This is a genomic window from Pseudomonas sp. RHF3.3-3 (assembly GCF_048069595.1).
GTDB lineage: Bacteria > Pseudomonadota > Gammaproteobacteria > Pseudomonadales > Pseudomonadaceae > Aquipseudomonas > Aquipseudomonas fuscovaginae_B.
In genome coordinates, this window is record NZ_CP182250.1 from 6934694 (window position 1) to 6956300 (window position 21607).

Annotated in this window: 23 protein-coding genes; 14 read left to right on the top strand and 9 right to left on the bottom strand. The window is 64.5% G+C overall.

Annotated elements, in window-relative coordinates:
• Positions 1-11 precede the first annotated feature (11 nt).
• Positions 12-1406, top strand: coding sequence for an argininosuccinate lyase (argH, locus tag ACMGT0_RS30615; RefSeq protein WP_054059356.1), 1395 nt, complete (start codon positions 12-14; stop codon positions 1404-1406).
• 222 nt (positions 1407-1628) lie between these two features.
• Here argH and ACMGT0_RS30620 read toward each other — a convergent pair whose 3' ends face one another.
• Positions 1629-2288 (bottom strand): glutathione S-transferase, encoded by a 660-nt coding sequence (locus ACMGT0_RS30620; protein ID WP_054059357.1) that lies wholly within the window; start codon positions 2286-2288, stop codon positions 1629-1631.
• 123 nt (positions 2289-2411) lie between these two features.
• Here ACMGT0_RS30620 and ACMGT0_RS30625 point away from each other — a divergent pair, with 123 nt between their 5' ends.
• From ACMGT0_RS30625 to ACMGT0_RS30635, 3 genes are all read left to right on the top strand, one after another.
• The gene (locus tag ACMGT0_RS30625; protein ID WP_054059358.1) at positions 2412-2696 is read left to right on the top strand and encodes a hypothetical protein; all 285 of its coding nucleotides are present in this window, start codon (positions 2412-2414) and stop codon (positions 2694-2696) included.
• 253 nt (positions 2697-2949) lie between these two features.
• Complete coding sequence (locus ACMGT0_RS30630) at positions 2950-3195, top strand: TIGR02647 family protein (RefSeq protein WP_017901999.1); 246 nt, start codon at positions 2950-2952, stop codon at positions 3193-3195.
• A gap of 168 nt (positions 3196-3363) precedes the next feature.
• A complete protein-coding gene (locus tag ACMGT0_RS30635; protein WP_054059359.1) occupies positions 3364-6207 on the top strand; it encodes a class I adenylate cyclase in 2844 nt (947 codons plus the stop codon).
• 7 nt (positions 6208-6214) lie between these two features.
• Here the strand turns inward: ACMGT0_RS30635 and rnk are convergent, their stop codons facing one another.
• The 3 genes from rnk to cyaY form a co-directional block, all read right to left on the bottom strand.
• A complete protein-coding gene (gene rnk / locus ACMGT0_RS30640) occupies positions 6215-6628 on the bottom strand; it encodes a nucleoside diphosphate kinase regulator (protein ID WP_054059360.1) in 414 nt (137 codons plus the stop codon).
• Between the two features lie 257 nt (positions 6629-6885).
• Positions 6886-7110 carry a DUF1289 domain-containing protein gene (locus ACMGT0_RS30645; protein ID WP_416770971.1) on the bottom strand — a complete coding sequence of 75 codons (225 nt, stop codon included), beginning with the start codon at positions 7108-7110 and terminating at the stop codon, positions 6886-6888.
• Complete coding sequence (cyaY, locus tag ACMGT0_RS30650; protein WP_054059361.1) at positions 7110-7442, bottom strand: iron donor protein CyaY; 333 nt, start codon at positions 7440-7442, stop codon at positions 7110-7112. The genes ACMGT0_RS30645 and cyaY overlap by 1 nt, the downstream gene beginning before the upstream one ends.
• Before the next feature lie 200 nt (positions 7443-7642).
• Between cyaY and lptM the strand changes: the two genes are divergently transcribed.
• The 6 genes from lptM to ACMGT0_RS30680 are packed head-to-tail and all read left to right on the top strand — an operon-like array spanning position 7643 to position 12247.
• A complete protein-coding gene (lptM, locus tag ACMGT0_RS30655) occupies positions 7643-7807 on the top strand; it encodes an LPS translocon maturation chaperone LptM (protein WP_081006013.1) in 165 nt (54 codons plus the stop codon).
• Positions 7808-7816: 9 nt separating this feature from the next.
• The gene (gene lysA, locus ACMGT0_RS30660) at positions 7817-9064 is read left to right on the top strand and encodes a diaminopimelate decarboxylase (protein ID WP_054059362.1); all 1248 of its coding nucleotides are present in this window, start codon (positions 7817-7819) and stop codon (positions 9062-9064) included.
• A 4-nt stretch (positions 9065-9068) separates the two neighbouring features.
• Entirely contained in the window at positions 9069-9899 is an 831-nt protein-coding gene (gene dapF / locus ACMGT0_RS30665; RefSeq protein ID WP_416770974.1) for a diaminopimelate epimerase, read from the top strand.
• A 13-nt stretch (positions 9900-9912) separates the two neighbouring features.
• Positions 9913-10638: a DUF484 family protein gene (locus ACMGT0_RS30670; RefSeq protein ID WP_054059364.1), complete on the top strand. Its 726-nt coding sequence runs from the start codon at positions 9913-9915 to the stop codon at positions 10636-10638.
• 2 nt (positions 10639-10640) lie between these two features.
• Positions 10641-11540: a tyrosine recombinase XerC gene (gene xerC / locus ACMGT0_RS30675; protein WP_054059365.1), complete on the top strand. Its 900-nt coding sequence runs from the start codon at positions 10641-10643 to the stop codon at positions 11538-11540.
• On the top strand, positions 11537-12247 hold the full coding sequence (locus ACMGT0_RS30680; RefSeq protein ID WP_054059366.1) for an HAD family hydrolase: 711 nt from the start codon (positions 11537-11539) through the stop codon (positions 12245-12247). Before xerC ends, ACMGT0_RS30680 begins: the two co-directional genes overlap by 4 nt.
• A gap of 85 nt (positions 12248-12332) precedes the next feature.
• On the opposite strand, the gene sutA is transcribed toward ACMGT0_RS30680, so the two are convergent.
• The 4 genes from sutA to glnK form a co-directional block, all read right to left on the bottom strand.
• Entirely contained in the window at positions 12333-12662 is a 330-nt protein-coding gene (sutA, locus tag ACMGT0_RS30685; RefSeq protein ID WP_017901763.1) for a transcriptional regulator SutA, read from the bottom strand.
• Between the two features lie 102 nt (positions 12663-12764).
• Positions 12765-13190 (bottom strand): secondary thiamine-phosphate synthase enzyme YjbQ, encoded by a 426-nt coding sequence (locus tag ACMGT0_RS30690; RefSeq protein WP_054059367.1) that lies wholly within the window; start codon positions 13188-13190, stop codon positions 12765-12767.
• A gap of 212 nt (positions 13191-13402) precedes the next feature.
• Positions 13403-14743, bottom strand: a complete 1341-nt coding sequence (locus tag ACMGT0_RS30695; RefSeq protein ID WP_054059368.1) for an ammonium transporter — start codon at positions 14741-14743, stop codon at positions 13403-13405.
• 35 nt (positions 14744-14778) lie between these two features.
• Positions 14779-15117: a P-II family nitrogen regulator gene (glnK, locus tag ACMGT0_RS30700; RefSeq protein ID WP_002555808.1), complete on the bottom strand. Its 339-nt coding sequence runs from the start codon at positions 15115-15117 to the stop codon at positions 14779-14781.
• Positions 15118-15523: 406 nt separating this feature from the next.
• Between glnK and ACMGT0_RS30705 the strand changes: the two genes are divergently transcribed.
• The gene (locus ACMGT0_RS30705; RefSeq protein WP_054059369.1) at positions 15524-15784 is read left to right on the top strand and encodes an accessory factor UbiK family protein; all 261 of its coding nucleotides are present in this window, start codon (positions 15524-15526) and stop codon (positions 15782-15784) included.
• 57 nt (positions 15785-15841) lie between these two features.
• On the opposite strand, the gene ACMGT0_RS30710 is transcribed toward ACMGT0_RS30705, so the two are convergent.
• A complete protein-coding gene (locus ACMGT0_RS30710; RefSeq protein ID WP_273825881.1) occupies positions 15842-17482 on the bottom strand; it encodes a methyl-accepting chemotaxis protein in 1641 nt (546 codons plus the stop codon).
• Between the two features lie 474 nt (positions 17483-17956).
• On the opposite strand from ACMGT0_RS30710, the gene ACMGT0_RS30715 reads away from it, so the two are divergent.
• Genes ACMGT0_RS30715 through ACMGT0_RS30725 form a run of 3 tightly spaced genes read left to right on the top strand, consistent with a single transcriptional unit; the run spans position 17957 to position 21543 of the window.
• Positions 17957-19381, top strand: coding sequence for a cytochrome c (locus ACMGT0_RS30715; protein ID WP_239688019.1), 1425 nt, complete (start codon positions 17957-17959; stop codon positions 19379-19381).
• Positions 19382-19396: 15 nt separating this feature from the next.
• Entirely contained in the window at positions 19397-19906 is a 510-nt protein-coding gene (locus ACMGT0_RS30720; protein WP_239688020.1) for a sorbitol dehydrogenase family protein, read from the top strand.
• Entirely contained in the window at positions 19903-21543 is a 1641-nt protein-coding gene (locus tag ACMGT0_RS30725) for a GMC family oxidoreductase (RefSeq protein WP_054059373.1), read from the top strand. Before ACMGT0_RS30720 ends, ACMGT0_RS30725 begins: the two co-directional genes overlap by 4 nt.
• Positions 21544-21607: the final 64 nt, after the last annotated feature.

Genomic DNA, 21607 nt, shown 5'->3' on the forward strand with positions numbered 1-21607 from the left:
CGAGCGAATCCATGAGCACCGACAAGACCAATCAGTCCTGGGGCGGCCGTTTCAGCGAACCGGTCGACGCCTTCGTCGCCCGCTTCACCGCCTCCGTCACGTTCGACCAGCGCCTCTACCGCCACGACATCATGGGTTCGATCGCCCACGCGACGATGCTGGCCAAGGTCGGCGTGCTGACCGATGCCGAGCGCGACAGCATCATCGACGGACTGACCACCATCCAGGGCGAAATCGAGGCCGGCCACTTCGACTGGCGCGTGGACCTGGAAGACGTGCACATGAACATCGAGGCGCGTCTGACCGACCGCATCGGCATCACCGGCAAGAAGCTGCACACCGGGCGCAGCCGCAACGACCAGGTCGCCACCGACATCCGCCTGTGGCTGCGTGACGAGATCGACCTGATCCTGGCGCAAATCACCCGCCTGCAGAAAGGCCTGCTGGAACAGGCCGAGCGCGAGGCAGGGAGCATCATGCCCGGCTTCACCCACCTGCAGACCGCCCAGCCGGTGACCTTCGGCCACCATCTGCTGGCCTGGTTCGAGATGCTCAGCCGCGACTACGAGCGCCTGGTCGACTGCCGCAAGCGCACCAACCGCATGCCCCTGGGCAGCGCCGCGCTGGCCGGCACCACCTACCCGATCGACCGCGAGTACACCGCGCAGCTGCTGGGCTTCGAGGCCGTGGGCGGCAACTCGCTGGACAACGTTTCCGACCGCGACTTCGCCATCGAATTCTGCTCGGCGGCCAGCATCGCGATGATGCACCTGTCGCGTTTCTCCGAGGAGCTGGTGCTGTGGACCAGCGCGCAGTTCCAGTTCATCGACCTGCCGGACCGCTTCTGCACCGGCAGCTCGATCATGCCCCAGAAGAAGAACCCCGACGTGCCGGAACTGGTACGCGGCAAGACCGGCCGGGTGTTCGGCTCGCTGACCGGCCTGCTGACCCTGATGAAAGGCCAGCCGCTGGCCTACAACAAGGACAACCAGGAAGACAAGGAGCCGCTGTTCGACGCCGCCGACACCCTGCGCGATTCGCTGCGCGCGTTCGCCGACATGATCCCGGCGATCAAGCCGCGCCACGCGGTGATGCGCGAAGCGGCGCTGCGCGGTTTCTCCACCGCCACCGACCTGGCGGACTACCTGGTGCGCCGTGGCCTGCCGTTCCGTGATTGCCACGAAATCGTTGGCCATGCGGTGAAATATGGCGTGGAGACCGGCAAGGACCTGGCGGAAATGAGCCTGGAGGAACTGCGCCAGTTCAGCGACCAGATCGAACAGGACGTGTTCGCCGTACTGACCCTAGAAGGTTCGGTCAATGCCCGCGACCATATCGGCGGCACCGCCCCGGCCCAGGTCAAGGCAGCGGTCGCCCGCGGCCAGGCCCTGCTCGCCAGCCGCTAGGAACGGATCGCCAGCCCGGTCGACTCCCACGGAACTTGTGGGGCCTATTCGCGGGCAAGCCCGCTCCCACGGTTTGGACGGCCCCCAGAAAGCCGGACACCCGTCCAACCCTTGTGGGAGCCGGTGGGGCGGGACGCTTGCTGGCGATAGCTGGCGCCACACGAGTGCTTGCTGGCCGCCCTCGGCGGACTGCCAGCAAGCCGGCCCCCACAGGTCGGAGAGCTACTTCTTCGCCGCAATCATCGCCAGAAACGCCGGCATCGCCGCCTCTTTGTCCGCCGCGATCCGCCTGGCATGCTCGGTCTGCTGCAACCGCTCCAGCAACGCCTTCGCCTGCGGCATGTCGGCCAGCAGGTCGATACCGAACAGCTTGCCACCCACCGCACAGGCCAGGTCGACGCTGTAGAGGAAATACAGGTCCGCCACAGTGAACTCGCTGCCCGCCACATAGGGGGCGAACTTGCCATGGCGCTTGAGCGCGGCAAATCCGAGCAGCAATTCACCACGGGTCTTTTCCTTGATCGCTTCCGGCACCGGCATACCGAAGAACGCCTCGGTAAAGCAGGCCCGCGCCGGCAGCTCGATGTACAGCTCGATCTCCTTGGCCAGCGCCATGACCTGGGCCCGCTGGAACGGCTCGCGCGGCAGCAGCGGCTGGCCGCCCTGGGTGTCTTCCAGGTACTCGAGAATCACCGTGGTTTCGTTGATGTAGCCCTGTTCAACGCCAAGCACCGGTACTTTGCCGCGCGGGCTGATCATCAGGGCTTCCGGGCTTTGTCCGGGGTAGAAAGCGACCTCCTCGAAAGGCAGTCCTTTTTCGAGCAGGGCCAGCTTCACCATGTTGTAGTAATTGCTGACCGAAAATCCATAAAGCTTGAGCATCACAGAGCCTCCAGGCCGTGCGGGGTGGGCGCAGGCAGTTATAGTGCACTGGATAAAAATTGACCAGCAGCACCGTGGCGCCCAATACGGGTAAACTGGCGCCCTCACCCACAGGAGCCTGCCATGAGCGAGCCAAGCGATATCGACAACGACGACGAAGCGTTCGCCGAGACCACCCTGACCCAGGCCATCGAAAACCAGATCGAAAGCGGCAACCCGCCGGCCGCCAAGGCCACCTTCAACAAGCTGACCCTGGTCGGCTACGAGCGCGACGAGATCCTCAACCTGATGGCCCATGTGCTGGCGGTGGAGATCGACGCCATGCTCGACGACGATCGCCCGTTCGACAGCGAGTGGTACGAAACAGCCCTGCGCGCCTTGCCAGAGCTGCCGCCCGAAAAGGAATGAACCTCAGGGGATTTCGGCGACGTCAGAGACCATTCGCGGGCAAGCCACGCTCCTACAGGTCCGTGTCGAGCACAAGACTTGTGTTTGGCTCCGTCCTGTAGGAGCGTGGCTTGCCCGCGAACAGGGCCGATAAAACAACACCCATCCCCGCTCCGTCTACACTGAAAACGCCCCGGCACTGGACAGCCCGGGCAAGTGGGATCACCTTAGTGGTGCGTCGCCCGATAATAATTCCTGAAAGTCTGGAGTCCTTATGTCGTATACCCCTGAGCTGGTTGCCGAACTGGAAATCCTTGCACTGTTCAACCTGGGAAGCTCCCAGGAGGGCCTGAAAATTCATCAGACCGCCGCCCCTTCAGCCATCGCTGCCGCCAAACGCCTGTTCGACAAGGAACTGATCACCCAGGTCGATGGTGGCTACCTGACCAGCCTGGGCCGCGATGCCGCCGAGCATGCCCAGGGCCTGCTGACCATCCTGAGCGTCAGAGAAGCTGCCTGATTGCGCAGATTGCCCACGCGGTCCCGCCTCTGCCCGGACTGCGCGGGCTCCCCGTGATCAGTGAGCCGACCATCTGACACCCATCGACAAATTCAGCTTAAAGCGGGGCCCGCTTAGCCTGTAAACTGCGTCTTTCAGATATTTCCTAATGCCGAGCGCCGCAAGCCGATGACGCGCACCCACGAAATACGCCCTAACCTGGACGAGGGCATTGACCGCCAGGTGCTCAGTCAACTGCGCTCGCGCTTCCTGAAACTCAATCAGGGGCGACTGGAGCGCGCCCTGGAAGGCCTGTCGCCGCGCCAGCAGGTGGTGCTGAACGTGCTGCCGCTGTTCTTCCACGTCAATCATCCGCTGCTGCCCGGCTACGTCTCGGGCAGCACGCCCGCCGGTCTGTCGAACTACGAACCGAACGATGCGGCCCTGGTCGAGGCCCAGCGCCTGACCCGCTCGTTCTCCTACAAGAGCCGCCCCGCCAGCCTGCCACGGCCGATCCACGGGCTGTTCCTGATGGGCAGCCTGGGCACCCTGGCCCAGGCCGACCAGAGCGACATGGACTTCTGGGTCTGCCATGCCAGCGACCTGAGCCAGGGCGAACTGGCCGAACTGCGCAAGAAATGCCAGTTGCTCGAAGCCTGGGCGGCCAGCCAGGGCGCCGAGGCGCACTTCTTCCTGATCGATCCGGCCCGTTTCGTCCGTGGCGAGCGCGACGCGCAACTGAGCTCGGAAGACTGCGGCACCACCCAGCATTACCTGCTGCTGGACGAGTTCTACCGCACCGCCATCTGGCTCGCCGGACGCACGCCGCTGTGGTGGCTGGTGCCGGTGTACGAGGAATCGCGCTACGACCAGTACACCCACACCCTGCTGTCCAAGCGTTTCATCCGCGCCGACGAGTGCCTGGACCTCGGTCACCTGGCGCACATTCCGCCGGGAGAGTTCATCGGTGCCGGGCTCTGGCAACTGTTCAAGGGCATCGAGTCGCCCTACAAGTCGGTGCTCAAGCTGCTGCTGACCGAGGTCTATGCCAGCGAACACCCACAGGTCGAATGCCTGAGCCTGCGCTTCAAGCAGGCGGTGTTCGCCAACCGGCTGGACCTGGACGAGCTGGACCCCTATGTCGTGGTCTACCGGCGGATCGAGGAATACCTCAAGGCCCGCAACGAACCGGAGCGGCTGGAGCTGGTGCGGCGCAGCCTGTATCTCAAGGTCAACCGCAAGCTCACCGGCGGCAACACGCGCAACAGCAGCTGGCAGCGTCTGCTGCTGATCCGCCTGGCCGGCGAGTGGGGCTGGGACCGCCGGCAACTGACGCTGCTCGACAGCCGCAGTCAGTGGAAGGTCCGCCAGGTCAGCGCCGAACGCCGGGCGCTGGTCAACGAGCTGAACTACAGCTATCGCTTCCTGACCCAGTTCGCCCGCAGCGAGCAGGCGGTCAGCCTGATCAACAAGCGCGACCTCAACGTGCTCGGCCGCCGGCTCTACGCGGCCTTCGAGCGCAAGGCCGGCAAGATCGAATTCATCAACCCCGGAATCGCCCCGGACATGGCCGAGGACACCCTCACCCTGGTGCAGTCGCCCAACCGCAAGGAGCCGGGGCAGACCCACTGGGGCCTGTACAACGGCAGCCTGGGCGCCCAGGAATGGGAGCATTTCGCGCCGATCAAGCGCAGCCGCGAGCTGCTCGAACTGCTCACCTGGTGCCATCGCAACGGCGTGATCGACAGCAGCACCCGCCTGGCCCTGCACCCCGGCAGCAGCGACCTGACCGAGTTCGAGCTGTTCAACCTGCTCGGCAGCCTGCAGCAGTTGATCGCCCTGCCACTGAGCAGTGTCGACGAAGAACAGTTGCTGCGCCCCAGCATCCCCGGCGAGGTGCTGATCCTGGTCAACGTCGGGGTCGACCCGCTCAAGCACCACCGCGACCTGAATATCCTGATGACCACCGAGCGCACCGACTCCCTGAGTTATGCCGGAGTCCGGGAAAACCTGGTGCTGACCCTCGACCAGGTCACCCTCAACAGCTGGAACGAGGTGCTGATCAACCGCTACGACGGGCCGCATGCGCTGCTCGACTGCGTACGCGACTACCTCAACAACCTGCCCCTGGGCCGCGACATGCCGCGGCTGCAGGTGCGCTGTTTCTGCCACAACCGTGCGCAGTTCATCGCCCAGCGGGTCGAGGAAGTGCTCAACACAGCCCAGGAACTGCTGCTGGGCAATCTCAACCACCGTTATCTGGTGCAGGTCCAGCAGCATTACCACGTGCTGGAGCTGGTGCCCGGCCACGTCAAGCACATCGCCCTGGACAGCATCTCGCTGCTGCTCGACTACCTGAGCAGCGACCTGTCGGCCTACAGCCCGCTGCATCTGGACCTGCGCGCCATGGAAGAACACGACCTGGCCCTGGTGCTGCCGATGGGCCAGCCCGACTGCGTGCAGGTGTTCTACCGGATCAACGAAGACCAGGCCGAGCTGTATGTGCTGGATGAGTTCAATGCCCTGTGGCAGCAGCGCCTGCCGTTCCACGACGAACAGAGCCTGCTGGTGCCGCTGCAACGCTTCCTGCAGTCGATCCTCTACCGTCGCGAAGCCTTGATGCCGATGGACTCGGCGTCCAGCCGCACGCTGGAAGTCCTGTACTACCAGTTGCTGCCTTCAGCGCCGGGCCGGGCGCGCCGGGTCGAGGCCCGACCGGCACCGCGGACGCCGGTCAACAAGCCGTTCTACGACGTCCAGGCTATCGTCGGCAAGACCGGCCAGGACGAGGTGCAGGTCACCCTGTACTGCAATCAGCGGGAGTTTTCCGAGCTGGAATACGGCAACCAGCTGTACATCGCGGTGGCCCAGGAAATCGTTGGCCAACGCCGCGAGATCGAGCGTTACCGCTGCTACATCACCGACCTGGACCTCAGCGGCCTGGTCGGCGAAGGAGCGGGTTCGACCAACCTGCACCTGCGCTACAAGGCCGAGCTGGAGAACTCGCTGAACATCGCGCTGGATCTGGTCTGAAGCCGGTTCAGAGGTGGTAGTCGCCAGCGGCTTCCGGCTGGTATTCGACGTCGAGCAAGGCCAGCTTCAGGGTCTTGCCGCCCGGGGCCGGCCAATTGATGTGCTGGCCGACCTGCAGGCCAAGCAAGGCACTGCCGACCGGCGCCAGGATCGAAATCCTGCCTTCGTCGGCATTCGCGTCCTGGGGGTAGACCAGGGTCAGCCGGTAGTCCTTGCCACTGCCTTCCTCGCGGCAATGCACCCGGGAGTTCATGGTCACGACACCGGCTGGCACTTCTTCGTGGCCCACGACGTTTTCAGCGCGGTCCAGTTCGGCCTGCAGCGCGATGACGCCCGGCAGCGAGTCGTCGAGGCTGTCGATCAGGCGCTCCAGACGCTGCACGTCGAGGCGGGTAAGAATGATGGAAGGTGCGGTGCTCATGATCCAGGCAGACTCCTTTTTTCTGCACGATAAAAGCAAAACCCCGCCACGAAAGGCGGGGTTCTCACTTCCCGCTTCAGTGCGGGGTATAGCCGGACACTACCACAGCAGCGTAAATACACAAGCCACCCCCAGCGTACCAGCCCTACCGGGCAGCTATCCCTGCAGGAGCGGGTTTGCCCACGAAGAGGACCTTGAGGCCGCCAAAAGCTTCGCGGGCAACCGAGCGTCGGCCAGCCGCTCCTACAGAGAGCGGCTCAGGCCCGAGCCTTGCGCGCCCTGGCCTGCGCGCAGATCACCCGCCGACGCTCATCGTCCGCCGAGCGCCATTCGCGGATGTCCTCGACGTGCCGAAAACATCCGATACAAATTTTCTGCTCATCGAGCCGGCAAAGGCTCACGCAGGGCGAAGGCACCGCCGGGCTGACATTGCTGTACAACGGCTTGGCGGGTCGGACGGAAGCGGCGGGCTGCGTCACCATCAGATCTCGTCGAAGTCCAGCTTGACGCCGGCCTGCTCCCAGGTCGCCCGGGCGAGAATCTCGCTGAGCAGCTCCTCGCTCTTGTCGCAGACCCACTGGCTGTTCTCTTCGTCATAGTCGAAGTGATAGCCGCCCGAGCGCGCCGCTACCCACAGCTGGCGCAAGGGCTCCTGGCGGCTGAAGATCAGTTGGCTGCCGCCGTCGAACTTGACGGTCAACACTCCGGCGGAGTTTTCCAGGTCCAGATCCAGGTCACTCTCGTCGAACACATCCTCCAGATTCTGCTGGAGGCTATCGACCAGGTCGTGAAAGCGGGCTTCAGTCAAACTCATTGCACAAACCTCGAAAAATGCGTGTCACTCCAGGCGGGCGAAGATAAGCGCGTCGCCGGATGTTTGCAAAGCATAACCAGCCCGGGGCGACGAGACACCAAGAATCGGCCTGCCACCGTCCGGCTGGCGGCTCGCATAGGCAAGCCGCCGGGTGGCCGGTATACTCGGGCGCAATCAATGCTTTTACAAAGGATTTCGCCATGAAGCGCCTGATCTCTTCCCTTGCTGCGCTCCTCGCGATCGCTTGCCTGGTCTCCGCCTGTGGTCAAAAGGGTCCGTTGTACCTCCCCGATGACGGCCAGAACCCCAACGACCAGGCCAAGTCCTCGCAGAGCAAGGCGCACAAGCACGACACCTACGAGTAAGGGATCACCATGGACGCTTTCAACTACCGCGACGGTGAGCTGTTCGCGGAAGGTGCGGCTTTGTCCGCCATTGCCGAGCGCTTTGGCACGCCCACCTATGTCTACTCCCGCGCGCATATCGAGGCGCAGTACCACGCCTATGCCGACGCCCTCGAAGGCGTACCGCACCTGGTCTGCTTCGCGGTCAAGGCCAACTCCAACCTCGGCGTGCTGAACCTGCTGGCCCGCCTGGGCGCCGGTTTCGACATCGTGTCCCGTGGTGAGCTGGAGCGTGTACTGGCCGCAGGCGGCCGCGCCGACCGCATCGTTTTCTCCGGCGTCGGCAAGACCCGCGAGGACATGCGTCGCGCCCTGGAAGTCGGCGTCCACTGCTTCAACGTCGAATCCGCCGAAGAACTGGAGCGCCTGCAACAGGTGGCCGCCGAGATGGGCGTACGTGCGCCGGTCTCGCTGCGGGTCAACCCGGACGTGGATGCCGGTACCCACCCGTACATCTCCACCGGTCTCAAGGAAAACAAGTTCGGCATCGCCATTGCCGACGCCGAGGAGGCCTACGTTCGCGCCGCGCAGTCGCCGAACCTGGAAGTGCTCGGCGTCGATTGCCACATCGGTTCGCAACTGACCAGCCTGGACCCGTTCCTCGATGCCCTCGACCGCCTGCTGGCGCTGATCGACCGTCTTGGCGAGTGCGGCATCTACCTGCAGCACATCGACCTCGGTGGCGGCGTCGGCGTGCGTTATCGCGATGAGGAGCCACCGCAGGTGGCCGACTACATCAAGGCCGTGCGCGAGCGCACCGCCGGCCGCGACCTGGCGCTGATGTTCGAACCGGGCCGCTTCATCGTCGCCAATGCCGGCGTGTTGCTGACGCGGGTCGAATACCTCAAGCACACCGAACACAAGGATTTCGCCATCGTCGACGCGGCGATGAACGACCTGATCCGCCCGTCGCTGTACCAGGCCTGGATGAACGTCACCGCCGTGCGCCCACGGGATGCCCAGCCGCGCACCTACGACGTGGTCGGCCCGATCTGTGAAACCGGCGACTTCCTGGCCAAGGACCGTCAGCTGGCGCTGGAGGAAGGCGACCTGCTGGCCGTGCATTCGGCCGGTGCCTATGGTTTCGTCATGAGCTCCAACTACAACACCCGCGGCCGCGCCGCCGAAGTGCTGGTCGATGGCGAGCAGGTGATCGAGATCCGCCGCCGCGAAACCCTGGCCGAACTGTACGCTGGCGAAAGCCTGCTGCCGGAGTAACCCCATGCTGCTGCGTTTTACCAAGATGCACGGCCTGGGCAACGACTTCATGGTCCTCGACCTGGTCAGCCAGCACGCGCACATCCTGCCCAAGCACGCCAAACAGTGGGGCGACCGCCACACCGGCATCGGCTTCGACCAGTTGCTGATCGTCGAGGCGCCGAGCAACCCCGACGTGGACTTCCGCTACCGGATCTTCAACGCCGACGGCTCGGAAGTGGAGCAGTGCGGCAACGGCGCGCGCTGCTTCGCCCGTTTCGTGCTGGACAAGCGCCTGACCGCCAAGCGCCGGATCCGCGTCGAGACCAAGAGCGGCATCATCGAACTGGACGTCCGCCAGGACGGCCAGATCAGCGTCGACATGGGCGCCCCGCGCCTGGTGCCGGCGGACATCCCGTTCCAGGCACCGGCCCAGGCCCTGAGCTACCCGCTCGAGGTCGATGGCCGCACCGTCGAGCTGGCCGCCGTGTCCATGGGCAACCCCCATGCGGTGCTGCGCGTCAACGACATCAATGCGGCGCCCGTCCACGAGCTGGGTCCGAAGATCGAACACCATCCGCGCTTCCCGGCACGGGTCAACGTCGGCTTCCTCCAGGTGATCGACCGCCATCGCGCGCAACTGCGCGTCTGGGAGCGCGGCGCCGGGGAAACCCAGGCCTGCGGTACCGGCGCCTGTGCCGCCGCGGTGGCCGCCATCAGCCAGGGCTGGATGGATTCGCCGGTGACCATCGACCTGCCCGGCGGACGCCTGTCCATCGAGTGGGCGGGCGTCGGCCAGCCGGTGATGATGACCGGACCGGCCGTGCGGGTGTATGAAGGACAAGTGCGTCTATAAGCGAGCGAACGTCATGACCGACCAGCCCAAGGTTCCAGCCGAACAGCCCCACGAACTGCCAGAACAGAGCCTTGAGGCGGCCGCCGTCGCCGCCTACCTGGAGGCTCACCCGGACTTCTTCGTCACCCACGAGGAACTGCTGCCGGCGCTGCGCATCCCGCATCAGCGTGGCGACACGGTGTCGCTGGTCGAGCGGCAGATGAAGATCCTGCGCGAACGCAACATCGAGATGCGCCACCGGCTGTCGCAACTGATGGACGTCGCCCGTGACAACGACCGGCTGTTCGACAAGACCCGCCGGCTGATCCTCGCCCTGATGGACGCCGGCAGCCTCGACGACCTGGTGATGGCCGTCGAGGACAGCCTGCGCCAGGACTTCCAGGTGCCCTTCGTCAGCCTGATCCTGTTCAGTGACAACGCCATGCCGGTGGGCCGCTGGGTCAGCGGCGCCGAAGCCCAGCAGGCGATCGGCGGGCTGCTCTCGGAAGGCAAGAGCGTCAGCGGCAGCCTGCGCGAACATGAGCTGGACTTCCTGTTCGGCGAGGAACAGCGCAAGCAGATCGGCTCCACCGCCGTGGTCGCCATCAGTCACCTGGGCCTGCATGGCGTGCTCGCCATCGCCAGCCGCGACCCGCAGCACTACAAGAGTTCGGTCGGCACCCTGTTCCTCAGCTATATCGCCGAAGTCCTGGGCCGCGTCGTCCCGCGCTTCACCCACTCCCTGCGCTCGGTGCGCTAGCCATGGAACGACAGCTGGACGCCTACTGCGAGCACCTGCGCAGTGAGCGTCAGGTGTCGCCCCACACCCTCGAGGCCTATCGCCGCGACCTGAACAAGGTCCTGGCCTTCTGCGAGAAGGAACAGCTCGGCAGTTGGTCCGCCCTGGATATCCAGCGACTGCGCCGGCTGGTCGCCCGCCTGCATCAGCAGGGGCAGTCCTCGCGCAGCCTGGCGCGGCTGCTGTCGGCGGTACGCGGCCTGTACCAGTACCTCAATCGCGAAGGCCTCTGCGATCACGACCCGGCCACCGGCCTGGCACCGCCCAAGAGCGAACGCCGGCTGCCCAAGACCCTCGACACCGATCGCGCCCAGCAGTTGCTCGATGGCGCCGTGGAAGACGACTTCCTCGCCCATCGCGACCAGGCCATCCTCGAACTGTTCTACTCCTCGGGTCTGCGCCTGTCGGAACTGACCGGGCTCAATCTCGACCAGCTGGACCTCGCCGATGGCCTGGTGCAGGTCCACGGCAAGGGCAGCAAGACCCGCGTGCTGCCGGTCGGCCGCAAGGCTCGCGAAGCCCTGCAGGCGTGGCTGCCGCTGCGCGCCCTGAGCAATCCGGCGGACGATGCGGTGTTCGTCAGCCAGCAGGGCCGGCGCCTCGGCCCACGGGCCATCCAGTTGCGGGTCAAGGCCGCGGGCGAACGCGAACTGGGGCAGAACCTGCACCCGCACATGTTGCGCCATTCCTTTGCCAGCCACCTGCTGGAATCGTCCCAGGACCTGCGCGGCGTGCAGGAACTGCTTGGCCACTCGGACATCAAGACCACGCAGATCTACACCCACCTGGACTTCCAGCACCTGGCCACCGTCTATGACAGCGCCCACCCCCGGGCCAAACGCAGCAAGGATTCCTCGCAATGACGATTGAGCTGGTCACCTTCGACCTCGACGACACCCTGTGGGATACCGCTCCGGTGATCCACAGTGCGGAAAACGTGCTGCGCGAGTGGCTGGCCAGCCATGCGCCGGACCTCGGCGGCATCCCGATCGAGCACCTGTGGGCCATCCGCGAACGCGTGCTGCTCCGGGAGCCGACACTCAAGCACCGTATCAGCGCCCTGCGCCGCCGAGTGTTGTTCCATGCCCTGGAGGAAGCCGGTTACCCCCAGGCGCAGGCGACGGTACTGGCCGACGAGGCGTTCGAGGTGTTCATCCACGCGCGGCACCAGATCGACGTGTTCCCCGAGGTCGAGCCGACCCTGCAAGCCCTGGGCAGCAGCTTCGCCCTCGGCGTGGTCACCAATGGCAACGCCGACGTGCGTCGCCTGGGCCTGGCCGACTACTTCCGCTTTGCCCTGTGCGCCGAGGACATCGGTATCGCCAAGCCGGATGCACGGCTGTTCCACGAGGCCCTGGCGCGCGGCGGCAACATTGCCGCCAGCGCCGCGGTGCATATCGGAGACCATCCCGGCGACGACATCGCCGGGGCCCAGCAGGCGGGCCTGCGGGCGGTCTGGTACAACCCCGCGGGCAAGGCCTGGGAAGCCGAGCGCCGCCCGGATGCCGAGATTCGCAGCCTCACCGAACTGCCCGCCCTGCTGACCGCCTGGAACACCACGACCCGATAGGCCCACGCAGAGGCGCCAGGCCCGAATCCCAGGCATGAAAAAGCCCGCAGCGACGGCGGGCTTTTCGACAAGCAGATAGCGCCACTCAGATAGGGCGGCTGCCGTACTTGTTATCCGGCTTCTTGGGCGGATCGGCGACCACATTGGCCTCCACTTCCTGCACCTTGCCGCCGCGCGCCAGGAATTCTTCCATGGCCCGCGCCAGAGCATCGCGCTCCTTGTTCTTGGTCTCGACGCTGGGCAGCTCATCGACCGATACCGCAGCCTTGGCCTTGCCCTTGGAGGTCGGAGCAGGAACGTCGCCGCCATCGTCGTCGGCAACGTCCACGTCTTCTGCAGACGCTTCCAGGCCTTCTTCGTTCTCGTCTTCGTCACCTACTTCGAGGTCATCGTTTTCCAGATCATCGTCGCTCATGTTCTACCTCATGACTTGCGAAAAGCAGATTAGTTATAGCCCAGCTATGCCGACTGTCGAAGGCTGCCGGAAAAAAATCAACATCCACTGGTGTCCAGCGGCTTATGCCCCATCACCCTGAAGGGTGGCAAGGACTTTACGGGCACCGCCATGATCGCGGTGCTCGCCAAGATAGACGCCTTGCCAGGTACCCAGCGCCAGCCGCCCCGCCGTTACCGGCAAAGTCAGCTGACAGCCTAGCAAACTGGCCTTGAAGTGCGCCGGCAAATCGTCCGCACCTTCGTCGTTGTGTTCATAGTCGAGGTCGCCTTGCGGGACCAGTCGATTGAAAAAACGCTCGAAGTCGCGACGAACCGCCGGATCGGCATTCTCGTTGATGGTCAACGAGGCCGAGGTATGCTGCAGCCACAAGTGCAACAGACCGACCCGACATGCCTTGAGTTCAGGCAGGCCCGCGAGCAACTCATCGGTCACCAAATGAAAACCCCGGGGCTTGGCCCGCAAGGTGATCAGTGTCTGTTGCCACATACAGTTCTCCGCCCATCGGCGCGCATTCTAGCGCGCTCAGGAAAAAAGCAAAGCGCCTAATACGCCTGCCATGCTGTAAGCCATTGCCCCATGGGAACAGGGCCCGGTGTTTTGTCCGCAATGCCTCTGGATAAATCCTTTCAGGCCTTTTCGCATGGACAAAATCCGGACAAAAAAATGCCCGGCAAGCCGGGCATTTTTTTCCGAGGCGCTTAGAGGTTGTAGCCGCGCTCGTTGTGTTGTGCCAGGTCGAGACCGACCGATTCTTCCTCGTCGGTCACCCGCAGGCCCATCACTACATCCAGCACTTTCAGGATCACGTAAGTGACGATCGCGGTGTAGATGACGGTGAAGCCAACACCCTTGCACTGTACCCAGACCTGGGCGGCCACGTCGGTGGTCGCGGCGTTGAAGCCACCCATCGACGGAGCGGCGAACACACCGGTCAGGATCGCGCCGAGGATACCGCCGATGCCGTGCACGCCGAAGGCGTCCAGGGAATCGTCGTAACCGAGCTTGCGCTTGAGCGAAGTGGCGCAGAAGAAGCACACCACGCCAGCGGCCAGGCCGATGATCAGTGCACCCATCGGGCCGACGGTGCCGGCAGCCGGCGTAATGGCAACCAGGCCGGCAACCACGCCCGAGGCGATACCCAGTGCGCTTGGCTTGCCGTGGGTCAGCCACTCGGCAAACATCCAGCCCAGCGCGGCAGCGGCGGTGGCGATCTGGGTCACCAGCATCGCCATGCCGGCGGTACCGTTGGCCGCGGCAGCGGAACCGGCGTTGAAGCCGAACCAGCCGACCCACAGCATGGCCGCGCCGATCAGGGTGTAGCCCAGGTTATGCGGGGCCATCGGAGTGGTTGGGTAGCCCTTGCGCTTGCCCAGCACCAGGCAGGCCACGAGACCGGCGATACCGGCGTTGATGTGCACCACGGTGCCACCAGCGAAGTCCAGCACGCCCCAGTCGCCCAGCAGCGAACCGGCGCCGCCCCAGACCATGTGCGCAATCGGCGCATAGACCAGAGTGAACCAGACGCCCATGAAGATCAGCATCGCGGAGAATTTCATGCGCTCGGCGAAGGCACCGACGATCAGCGCCGGAGTGATGATGGCGAAGGTCATCTGGAAGGTGACGAACACGGCCTCGGGGAACAACGCCGCCGGACCGGTGATGCTGGCAGGCGTGATACCGGCCAGGAACGCCTTGCTCATGCCGCCGAAGAAGGAATTGAAATTGACCACGCCGGCTTCCATCCCGGTGCTGTCGAACGCCAGACTGTAGCCGTAGATGAACCACAGGATGGTGATCAGGCCGGTGATGGCGAAGCACTGCATCATCACCGAAAGAATGTTTTTCGAACGCACCATGCCGCCATAGAACAGCGCCAGGCCCGGAATGGTCATGAACAGCACGAGGGCTGTGGAGGTCAGCATCCAGCTGGTGTCACCGGCATTGAGCACGGGCGCGGGAGCAGGATCCGCCGCCATGGCCATGGCTGGCATTATTAGGGACAACAGGGCTCCTAGCCCTGCGAATTTACGCAGAGTCATATTGTTTTCTCCTGGGGCGTTGGGGTTTGGGCGGCTTAAATGGCGTCGGTATCGGTTTCGCCGGTACGGATGCGAATAGCCTGTTCCAGATTGACCACGAAGATCTTGCCGTCACCGATCTTGCCGGTGTTGGCGGCCTTGGTTATCGCCTCGATAACCCGATCGAGATCCTTGTCGTCGATGGCGACGTCGATCTTCACCTTGGGCAGGAAGTCGACCACGTATTCCGCGCCGCGATACAGCTCGGTGTGGCCTTTCTGCCGACCGAAGCCCTTGACCTCAGTGACGGTAATGCCCTGCACGCCGATCTCGGACAACGACTCGCGCACATCGTCCAGTTTGAACGGCTTGATGATGGCAGTGACTAGCTTCATGAAACTCTCTCCCGAATTGGTGGACTTGCCCCAGGAAAACAAACCCGACTCAAGTCTAAGCGCAGTGCCTGGCTTTGTAACGCGCCGTCAGCCCTGATCAGCCCGTCGACGTCAGCCAACCGTTGCCGATTGGCCGAGCCCGCCGCACTGCCTGGTCACAGCGACTGCATCAGTGCATGGGTCATGAGTGTCTAAGCAGAAACCTTGCCATCTCTGCAAAACCCATGATTTTCAAGCTCTTGCCCCTCATGGCCAGGGAAAAGCCGCGCCACGCCCCAATGGCACGCACAACAACGGTGCGCGGGCGCCCGGCGGCCTGCGCAAAAAGCGTGCACCGCCGCCCACGAAAATCACTATAGACACTGCGTGGTACACTGGGCCGACCCTGTATCCGGAAATCCACATCATGCTCGCGCCCAAAGACTTCCTCGACGCCCTGAGCGGTCAAGCCTCCCGCCTGTTCAGTGGCGAAAGCCCGTTGCCGCGCAACGAAATCGAAAGCCAGTTCAAGGCCCTGCTGCAGAGCGGCTTCAGCAAGCTGGACCTGGTCAGCCGGGAAGAATTCGATAGCCAGATGGTGGTCCTGGCCCGCACCCGTGCGCGCCTGGAGAGCCTGGAGGCGAAGGTCGCCGAACTGGAAGCACGGCTGGCGCCCACCCAGGAATGAAGCACCCGGCGCCGTTATGGCGCCAGGCGACAAACCGGGCCGGACGGCCCAGTGGAATCAGAGCCGGAAACGGCTGACCAGCGAGTTGAAGGACAGCGCCAGGTTCGACAGTTCCTGGCTCGACGCGTTGGTCTGATTCGCCCCGGCGGCAGTCTGGGTCGAAAGATCCTGGATGTTCACCAGGTTGCGATCCACCTCGCGAGCCACATGGGCCTGCTCCTCGGACGCGGTGGCGATCACCAGGTTGCGGCCGTTGATCTGCGCGATGCCGTCGGCAATCTGTTCCAGCGCCTCACCGGTGGCCCGCGCCAGATCCTGGGTCTCGGTGACCAGCGCCTGGCTCTTGCCCATGGCCTCGACCGCGCTGTCGGCCCGGTCCTGTACCGCATGAATCATGGCCTCGATCTCGCCGGTGGACGCCTGGGTCCGCGCCGCCAGGGCCCGCACCTCATCGGCGACCACGGCAAAGCCGCGGCCCTGCTCACCGGCGCGGGCCGCCTCGATGGCCGCGTTGAGCGCCAGCAGGTTGGTCTGCTCGGCGATACCACGAATCACGTCCAGCACCTGGCCTATATCGCGCACCTGCACCGCCAGGTCCTTCACCAGGCCGGTGGACGAGGTGATTTCCCGGGTCGCGTTGTTGATCGCCTGCACCGCGCTGCGGGCCTGGTCGCGCCCGCTGCTGGCCTGCGAACTGGTCGACTGCGAAGCCTGTGAAGTCGACACGGCATTACGCGCCACTTCCTCGACCGCCGAGGTCATTTCCGTGACGGCGGTGGCGGCCTGTTGGATTTCGTCATTCTGGCGGGTCAGCGCCCGGCTGCCGTCATCGGTGACCGCCGTCAGTTCCTCGGCGGCGGACGCCAGTTGGTCGGCGGCGCTGGCGATCTGCTGGATGGTGTTCTTCAGGCTGTCCTGCATGTCGCCCAGGGCCTTGAGCAACTGGCCGGCCTCGTCGCGGCCGTGGCTGCTGATGCGCTGGGTCAGGTCGCCCTCCGCGATGCGCTGGGCACAGTCGACCGCAGTGGCGATCGGCCGGCTGATCAGGCGGCTGATGAAAAAGCCCAGCAGCACGGCCGCAATGAAGGCGATGCCGATACCGCTGTACAGCACCGCCCTGGCCGTCGCCTCCTGGGCTGCCGCCGCCTTGGCGTCCTCGCTGATCTGGCGATCGTTGGAGTCGATCATGATGGTCAACTGGTCCATGACCTTGCGGTAGGCCTTCTGCAGGTCACCCAGCAGCAAGACGCGGCCGTTCTCCAGGTCGCCCGCCGCCATCATCGCCACATAGCGCTGCACCAGCGCCTGGTAGATCGGCCAGTCGCGCGCCATCTGGTCACCGGCAATGCGCTCGTCCTCGGCCAGCGGCCCCTTGCGGTAGGCGGCGAACGCCTGCTCGCTGGCCAACTGGTTGGCTTTCATCGAGGCCAGGAACTCATCCTTGACGCTCTGCGGGGCATTGCCCGCGGTGGCGACATACAGCCGGTACATGTCACGGGTCTGGCCGACCGCCTTGGTCTTGGTCTGCGAGGTGTTGGCGACCGAAACCAGGTTGTTGCTGAACACCGCCTGCAGGCGCGCCGACAGTGCGGAAACGCCACTGATGCCAAGCATGCCCACGGCGAGCGTGATCAGCGCGCACAGGAAAAAGGAGGAAATCAGTTTGGTCGAAAGCTTTGCATCGTTGAGCCAGTTCATCGGTGGATCCTTGTGGGCGCCGGTAGAGCGTCCCTGTTCATGTGTGCATTTCCCTGCCCCCGCGTACAACCGGGTGACGGGCCTGTGTGGGGATGCCTTCGCTGCTCGAGTCCGCCCGACAACAACACGGACACGCCTGGCGCATGGCAAGGTCATTCAGCCAACGACGTCGTACCACAGCACAAACGCACAAGCCGAACACCTGTTTTTCCCGCAAGCTTGATGGGATCACTTCCTTCTCGCCCCCCGCGTCGCGCGCATGACACGGCAGGCCACCTACCCTCTGAAACATGCATTCCAGAGCCATTTACTTAAACAAATACGTAATGGCTTTTTGCCATTATCGTTGTTAAATGTTACAGCATGTGAAATATTAATCGCAAACATACGATGTCGTATGACACCAGTTGTTCGGTCACGAAAATGACACGAACCGGGCGTCACGCGCGCAAGTCAAACCGTGAGGAGTTACACATGCATCCGCAAAGGATGGGTCGGCTGTTGCCTGGCGTTCAGAAGGCAAGACCCATAAGCAATACCCTGGCCGGGTGGCTGGCCCTGATGGCCGTCAGCCTGGGAGCCCACGCCGAGGCGCTCGATACCAACGCATCGGCGGGCAAGCGCCTGGCTGTGGCCGCCGACTGCGTGGCCTGCCACACCAGTGCCGGTGGCAAGGCGTTCGCTGGCGGCTATCCGCTGAACTCGCCCATGGGCGTGATCTACTCGACCAATATCACCCCGTCCAAAAGCGCCGGGATCGGCAACTACAGCGAGGCGGACTTCGCCCGCGCCGTACGCGACGGCGTGACGCCGGACGGTACCCACCTGTACCCGGCGATGCCGTACACCTCCTACGCGAAGATGACCGACAGCGACGTCGCCGCGCTCTACCAGTACTTCATGCATGAAGTGAAACCGGTGGATGCCCCAAGCCCCAAGACCCAGCTGGACTTCCCGTTCAACATCCGCGCCTCGATGATCGGCTGGAACGCCCTGTTCCACAGTGACAAACGCTTCACCCCGGATCCGGCCAAGTTGGCCCAGGTCAACCGCGGCGACTATCTGGTCAACGCCCTGGCCCACTGCGACACCTGCCACACACCGCGCAACGTGCTGATGGCCGCCAACAACGACAAGGCGCTGTCCGGCGGCTCGCTGGGCGCCTGGTTCGCGCCGAACATCACCTCGGACAAGACCAGCGGCATCGGCGCCTGGTCGAGCGACGAAATCGTCGCCTACCTGCGCACCGGCCACGTCGAGGGCAAGGCCCAGGCCGCCGGGCCGATGGCCGAGGCGGTCGAACACAGCCTGCAATACCTGGGCGATGACGACCTCAAGGCCATCGCCGCCTACCTGCTTCAGACCACTCCGGTCGACGGCGGCGAGCGCCAGGCCCGCCACACCTTCGGCCAGGCTTCCAGCGATGAGTTGACCCTGCGCGGCGGCAAACCGCAGGACAACCCGGGCTGGCACATCTTCAGCGGCACCTGCGCCAACTGCCACCAGGCCAACGGCCAGGGCAACCGCGAGTACCCGTCACTGTTCCACAACACCGCCACCAGCCGTGCCGACAACCTGATCGCGACCATCGTCCATGGCGTGCACCGCAAGGTCGACGGCGTCGCCATCGACATGCCGGGCTTCGGTCCCAATGCGTTCTACACCGACCGCCTCAGCGACCAGGAAATCGCCGATGTCAGCAACTACGTGCTGACCCACTACGGCAACCCGGAAAAAACCGTGACCGCCGCCGACGTGGCGCGCGTGCGCGAAGGCGGCCCCAAGGCGCCACTCGCCGTCCTGGCGCAGTACAGCGTGCCGGGCCTGATCATTCTCGGCCTGCTGGTCATCCTGGCGTTGTTCAGGTTCAAGGCTCGTCGTCGGCGCCTGGAGGCCTGAACCATGGAAACTTCGATGACTGACAAGCACACCCTCTCCCGCCGCAGCCTGCTGCGCGGTTCGGTGACCCTGGGCCTGGCCGCCCTGGTCGGCAGCCTCGCGCCGTGGCAATCGGTACTGGCGGCGGACGATCAGGACTTCATCGCCCTGTCGCAGTTCCTCGTCAGCCGCCCGGTCAACCCGGTGCTGGCGGCGCGTTACTACCGCGCGCTGAGCAAGCGTGCGCCGAACTTCGCCGGAAACGTCGGCGCCCTGCGCCAACTGATCGCCACGCAAGGCTTCAAGCACGTGGATGAATACCTGGCCCAGCCCAACCCGGATGCGTCGCTGAAGGCGACCGCCACCAGCATCATCTCCGCCTGGTACCTGGGCATCGTCGGCGAGCTGGCCGACGCCGAACTGGTCAGCTACTCCGAGGCGCTGATGTACGCCCCGACCCACGGCATCCTCGCCATTCCCACCTACGGCGGTGGCCCCGACTCCTGGGGCAACAAGCCAACCGATAGACAGGAAACCCAACTATGAGCAGTGCTGCGTACGACGCCGACGTGATCGTCATCGGCTCCGGCGTGATGGGCGGCCTGATCGCCGCCGAGATGGCCAAGGCCAACAAGTCCGTGATCGTCCTCGAGGCCGGCCCTCGGGTGAACCGCCGCGACATCGTCGAAACCTTCCGCAACGCCCCGGTCAAGCTGTCGCTGGCCAACGCCAAGCTGCAAGGCGCCGGCTCGCCGTACCCGAGCCTGCCGCACGCGCCCTCCACCTATGGCGACTACCTGCAGCAGGTCGGCCCGGTAAAATACAACACCTCGTACCTGCGCGTGGTCGGCGGTACCACCTGGCACTTCGGCTCATCGCTGTGGCGCATGCTGCCCAACGATTTCCGCCTCAACAGCCTGTACGGGCGCGGGCGTGACTGGCCGATCAGCTACGACGAACTGGAACCCTTCTACGCCCGCGCCGAAACCGAGCTGGGCGTGTCCGGCGTCGACGGCCAGGACGAAAGCGGCCAGGGCGGCGCGGCCTTCCCGCCACGCTCCATCCCCTACCCGATGGCGGGCCTGAAGCCGAGCTACATGTTCAAGCGCCTGTCGACGATGCTGAGCAAGGGCGGCTACAACCCGATCCTCGAACCCAACGGCCGTGCTACCCGCCCCTACGGCAAGCGGCCGCCATGCGCCGGCAACAACAACTGCAACCCGGTCTGCCCGATTGCCGCCAAGTACGATGGTTCCATGCACATCGACGAAGCCGAGCGCCATGGCGCCAAGCTGCTGGACAACTCAGTGGTGTACAAGATCGAGGCTGGCGACGACGGCAAGATCAGCGCGATCTGGTACATGCGCCCGGACAAAACCCAGCACCGCCTGACCGCCCGCTACTTCGTGCTGGCGGCCTACGGCATCGAATCGCCGAAGCTGCTGCTGATGTCCACCTCGGAGAAGTACCCGAACGGCATCGCCAACTCGTCCGATCAGGTCGGTCGCAACCTGATGGACCACACCGGCATCAGCATGAACGTGATGACCAAGGAAGACATGTGGCCCGGCGAAGGCCCGACCCAGTTGCTGGTGTACCTCAACAGCCGCGACGGCGGGTTCCGCAAGGATTACCCGAGCTACAAGATCAAGGTGCGCAACACGGTGCCCACCTCGCAGATCACCAGCAACCTGATCGCCAAGGGCGTGCTCGGCTCGAAACTCGACGAGCAGATCCGCCTGCAATCGGCGCGCTCGCTGAACTGGGCGGTGGACTTCGAGACCCTGCCGCTGCCGGAAAACCGCGTGACGCCGAGCAAGACCAAGTTCGACGCCATCGGCCTGCCGGTGCCGGAGATCTACTACAGCGTCCCGGACTACTGGCACGCCGGCAAGGAAAAGGCCCTGGAGGACTTCAAGCAGTTCGCCAAGCTGCTCGACGCCGACATCCTCAGCACCGACGTGGGCTTCCAGAACCGCCAGCACATCATGGGCACCACCATCATGGGCGACGATCCGAAGAACTCGGTGGTCGACCGTGACTGTCGCGCCCATGACCACGCCAACCTGTTCATCGCCGGCACCAGCGTGATGCCGTCGTCGTCCTGCGTGAACCCCACGCTGACCGGCGCCGCATTGAGCATCCGTATTGCCGATCAACTGCTCAAGGACTTCCAGGCGTAACGCCGGATCCCGCAGCAGCCGACGTGACAGGCCGCCCTGGCCTGTCACGTCCTCCCTCTCCCGA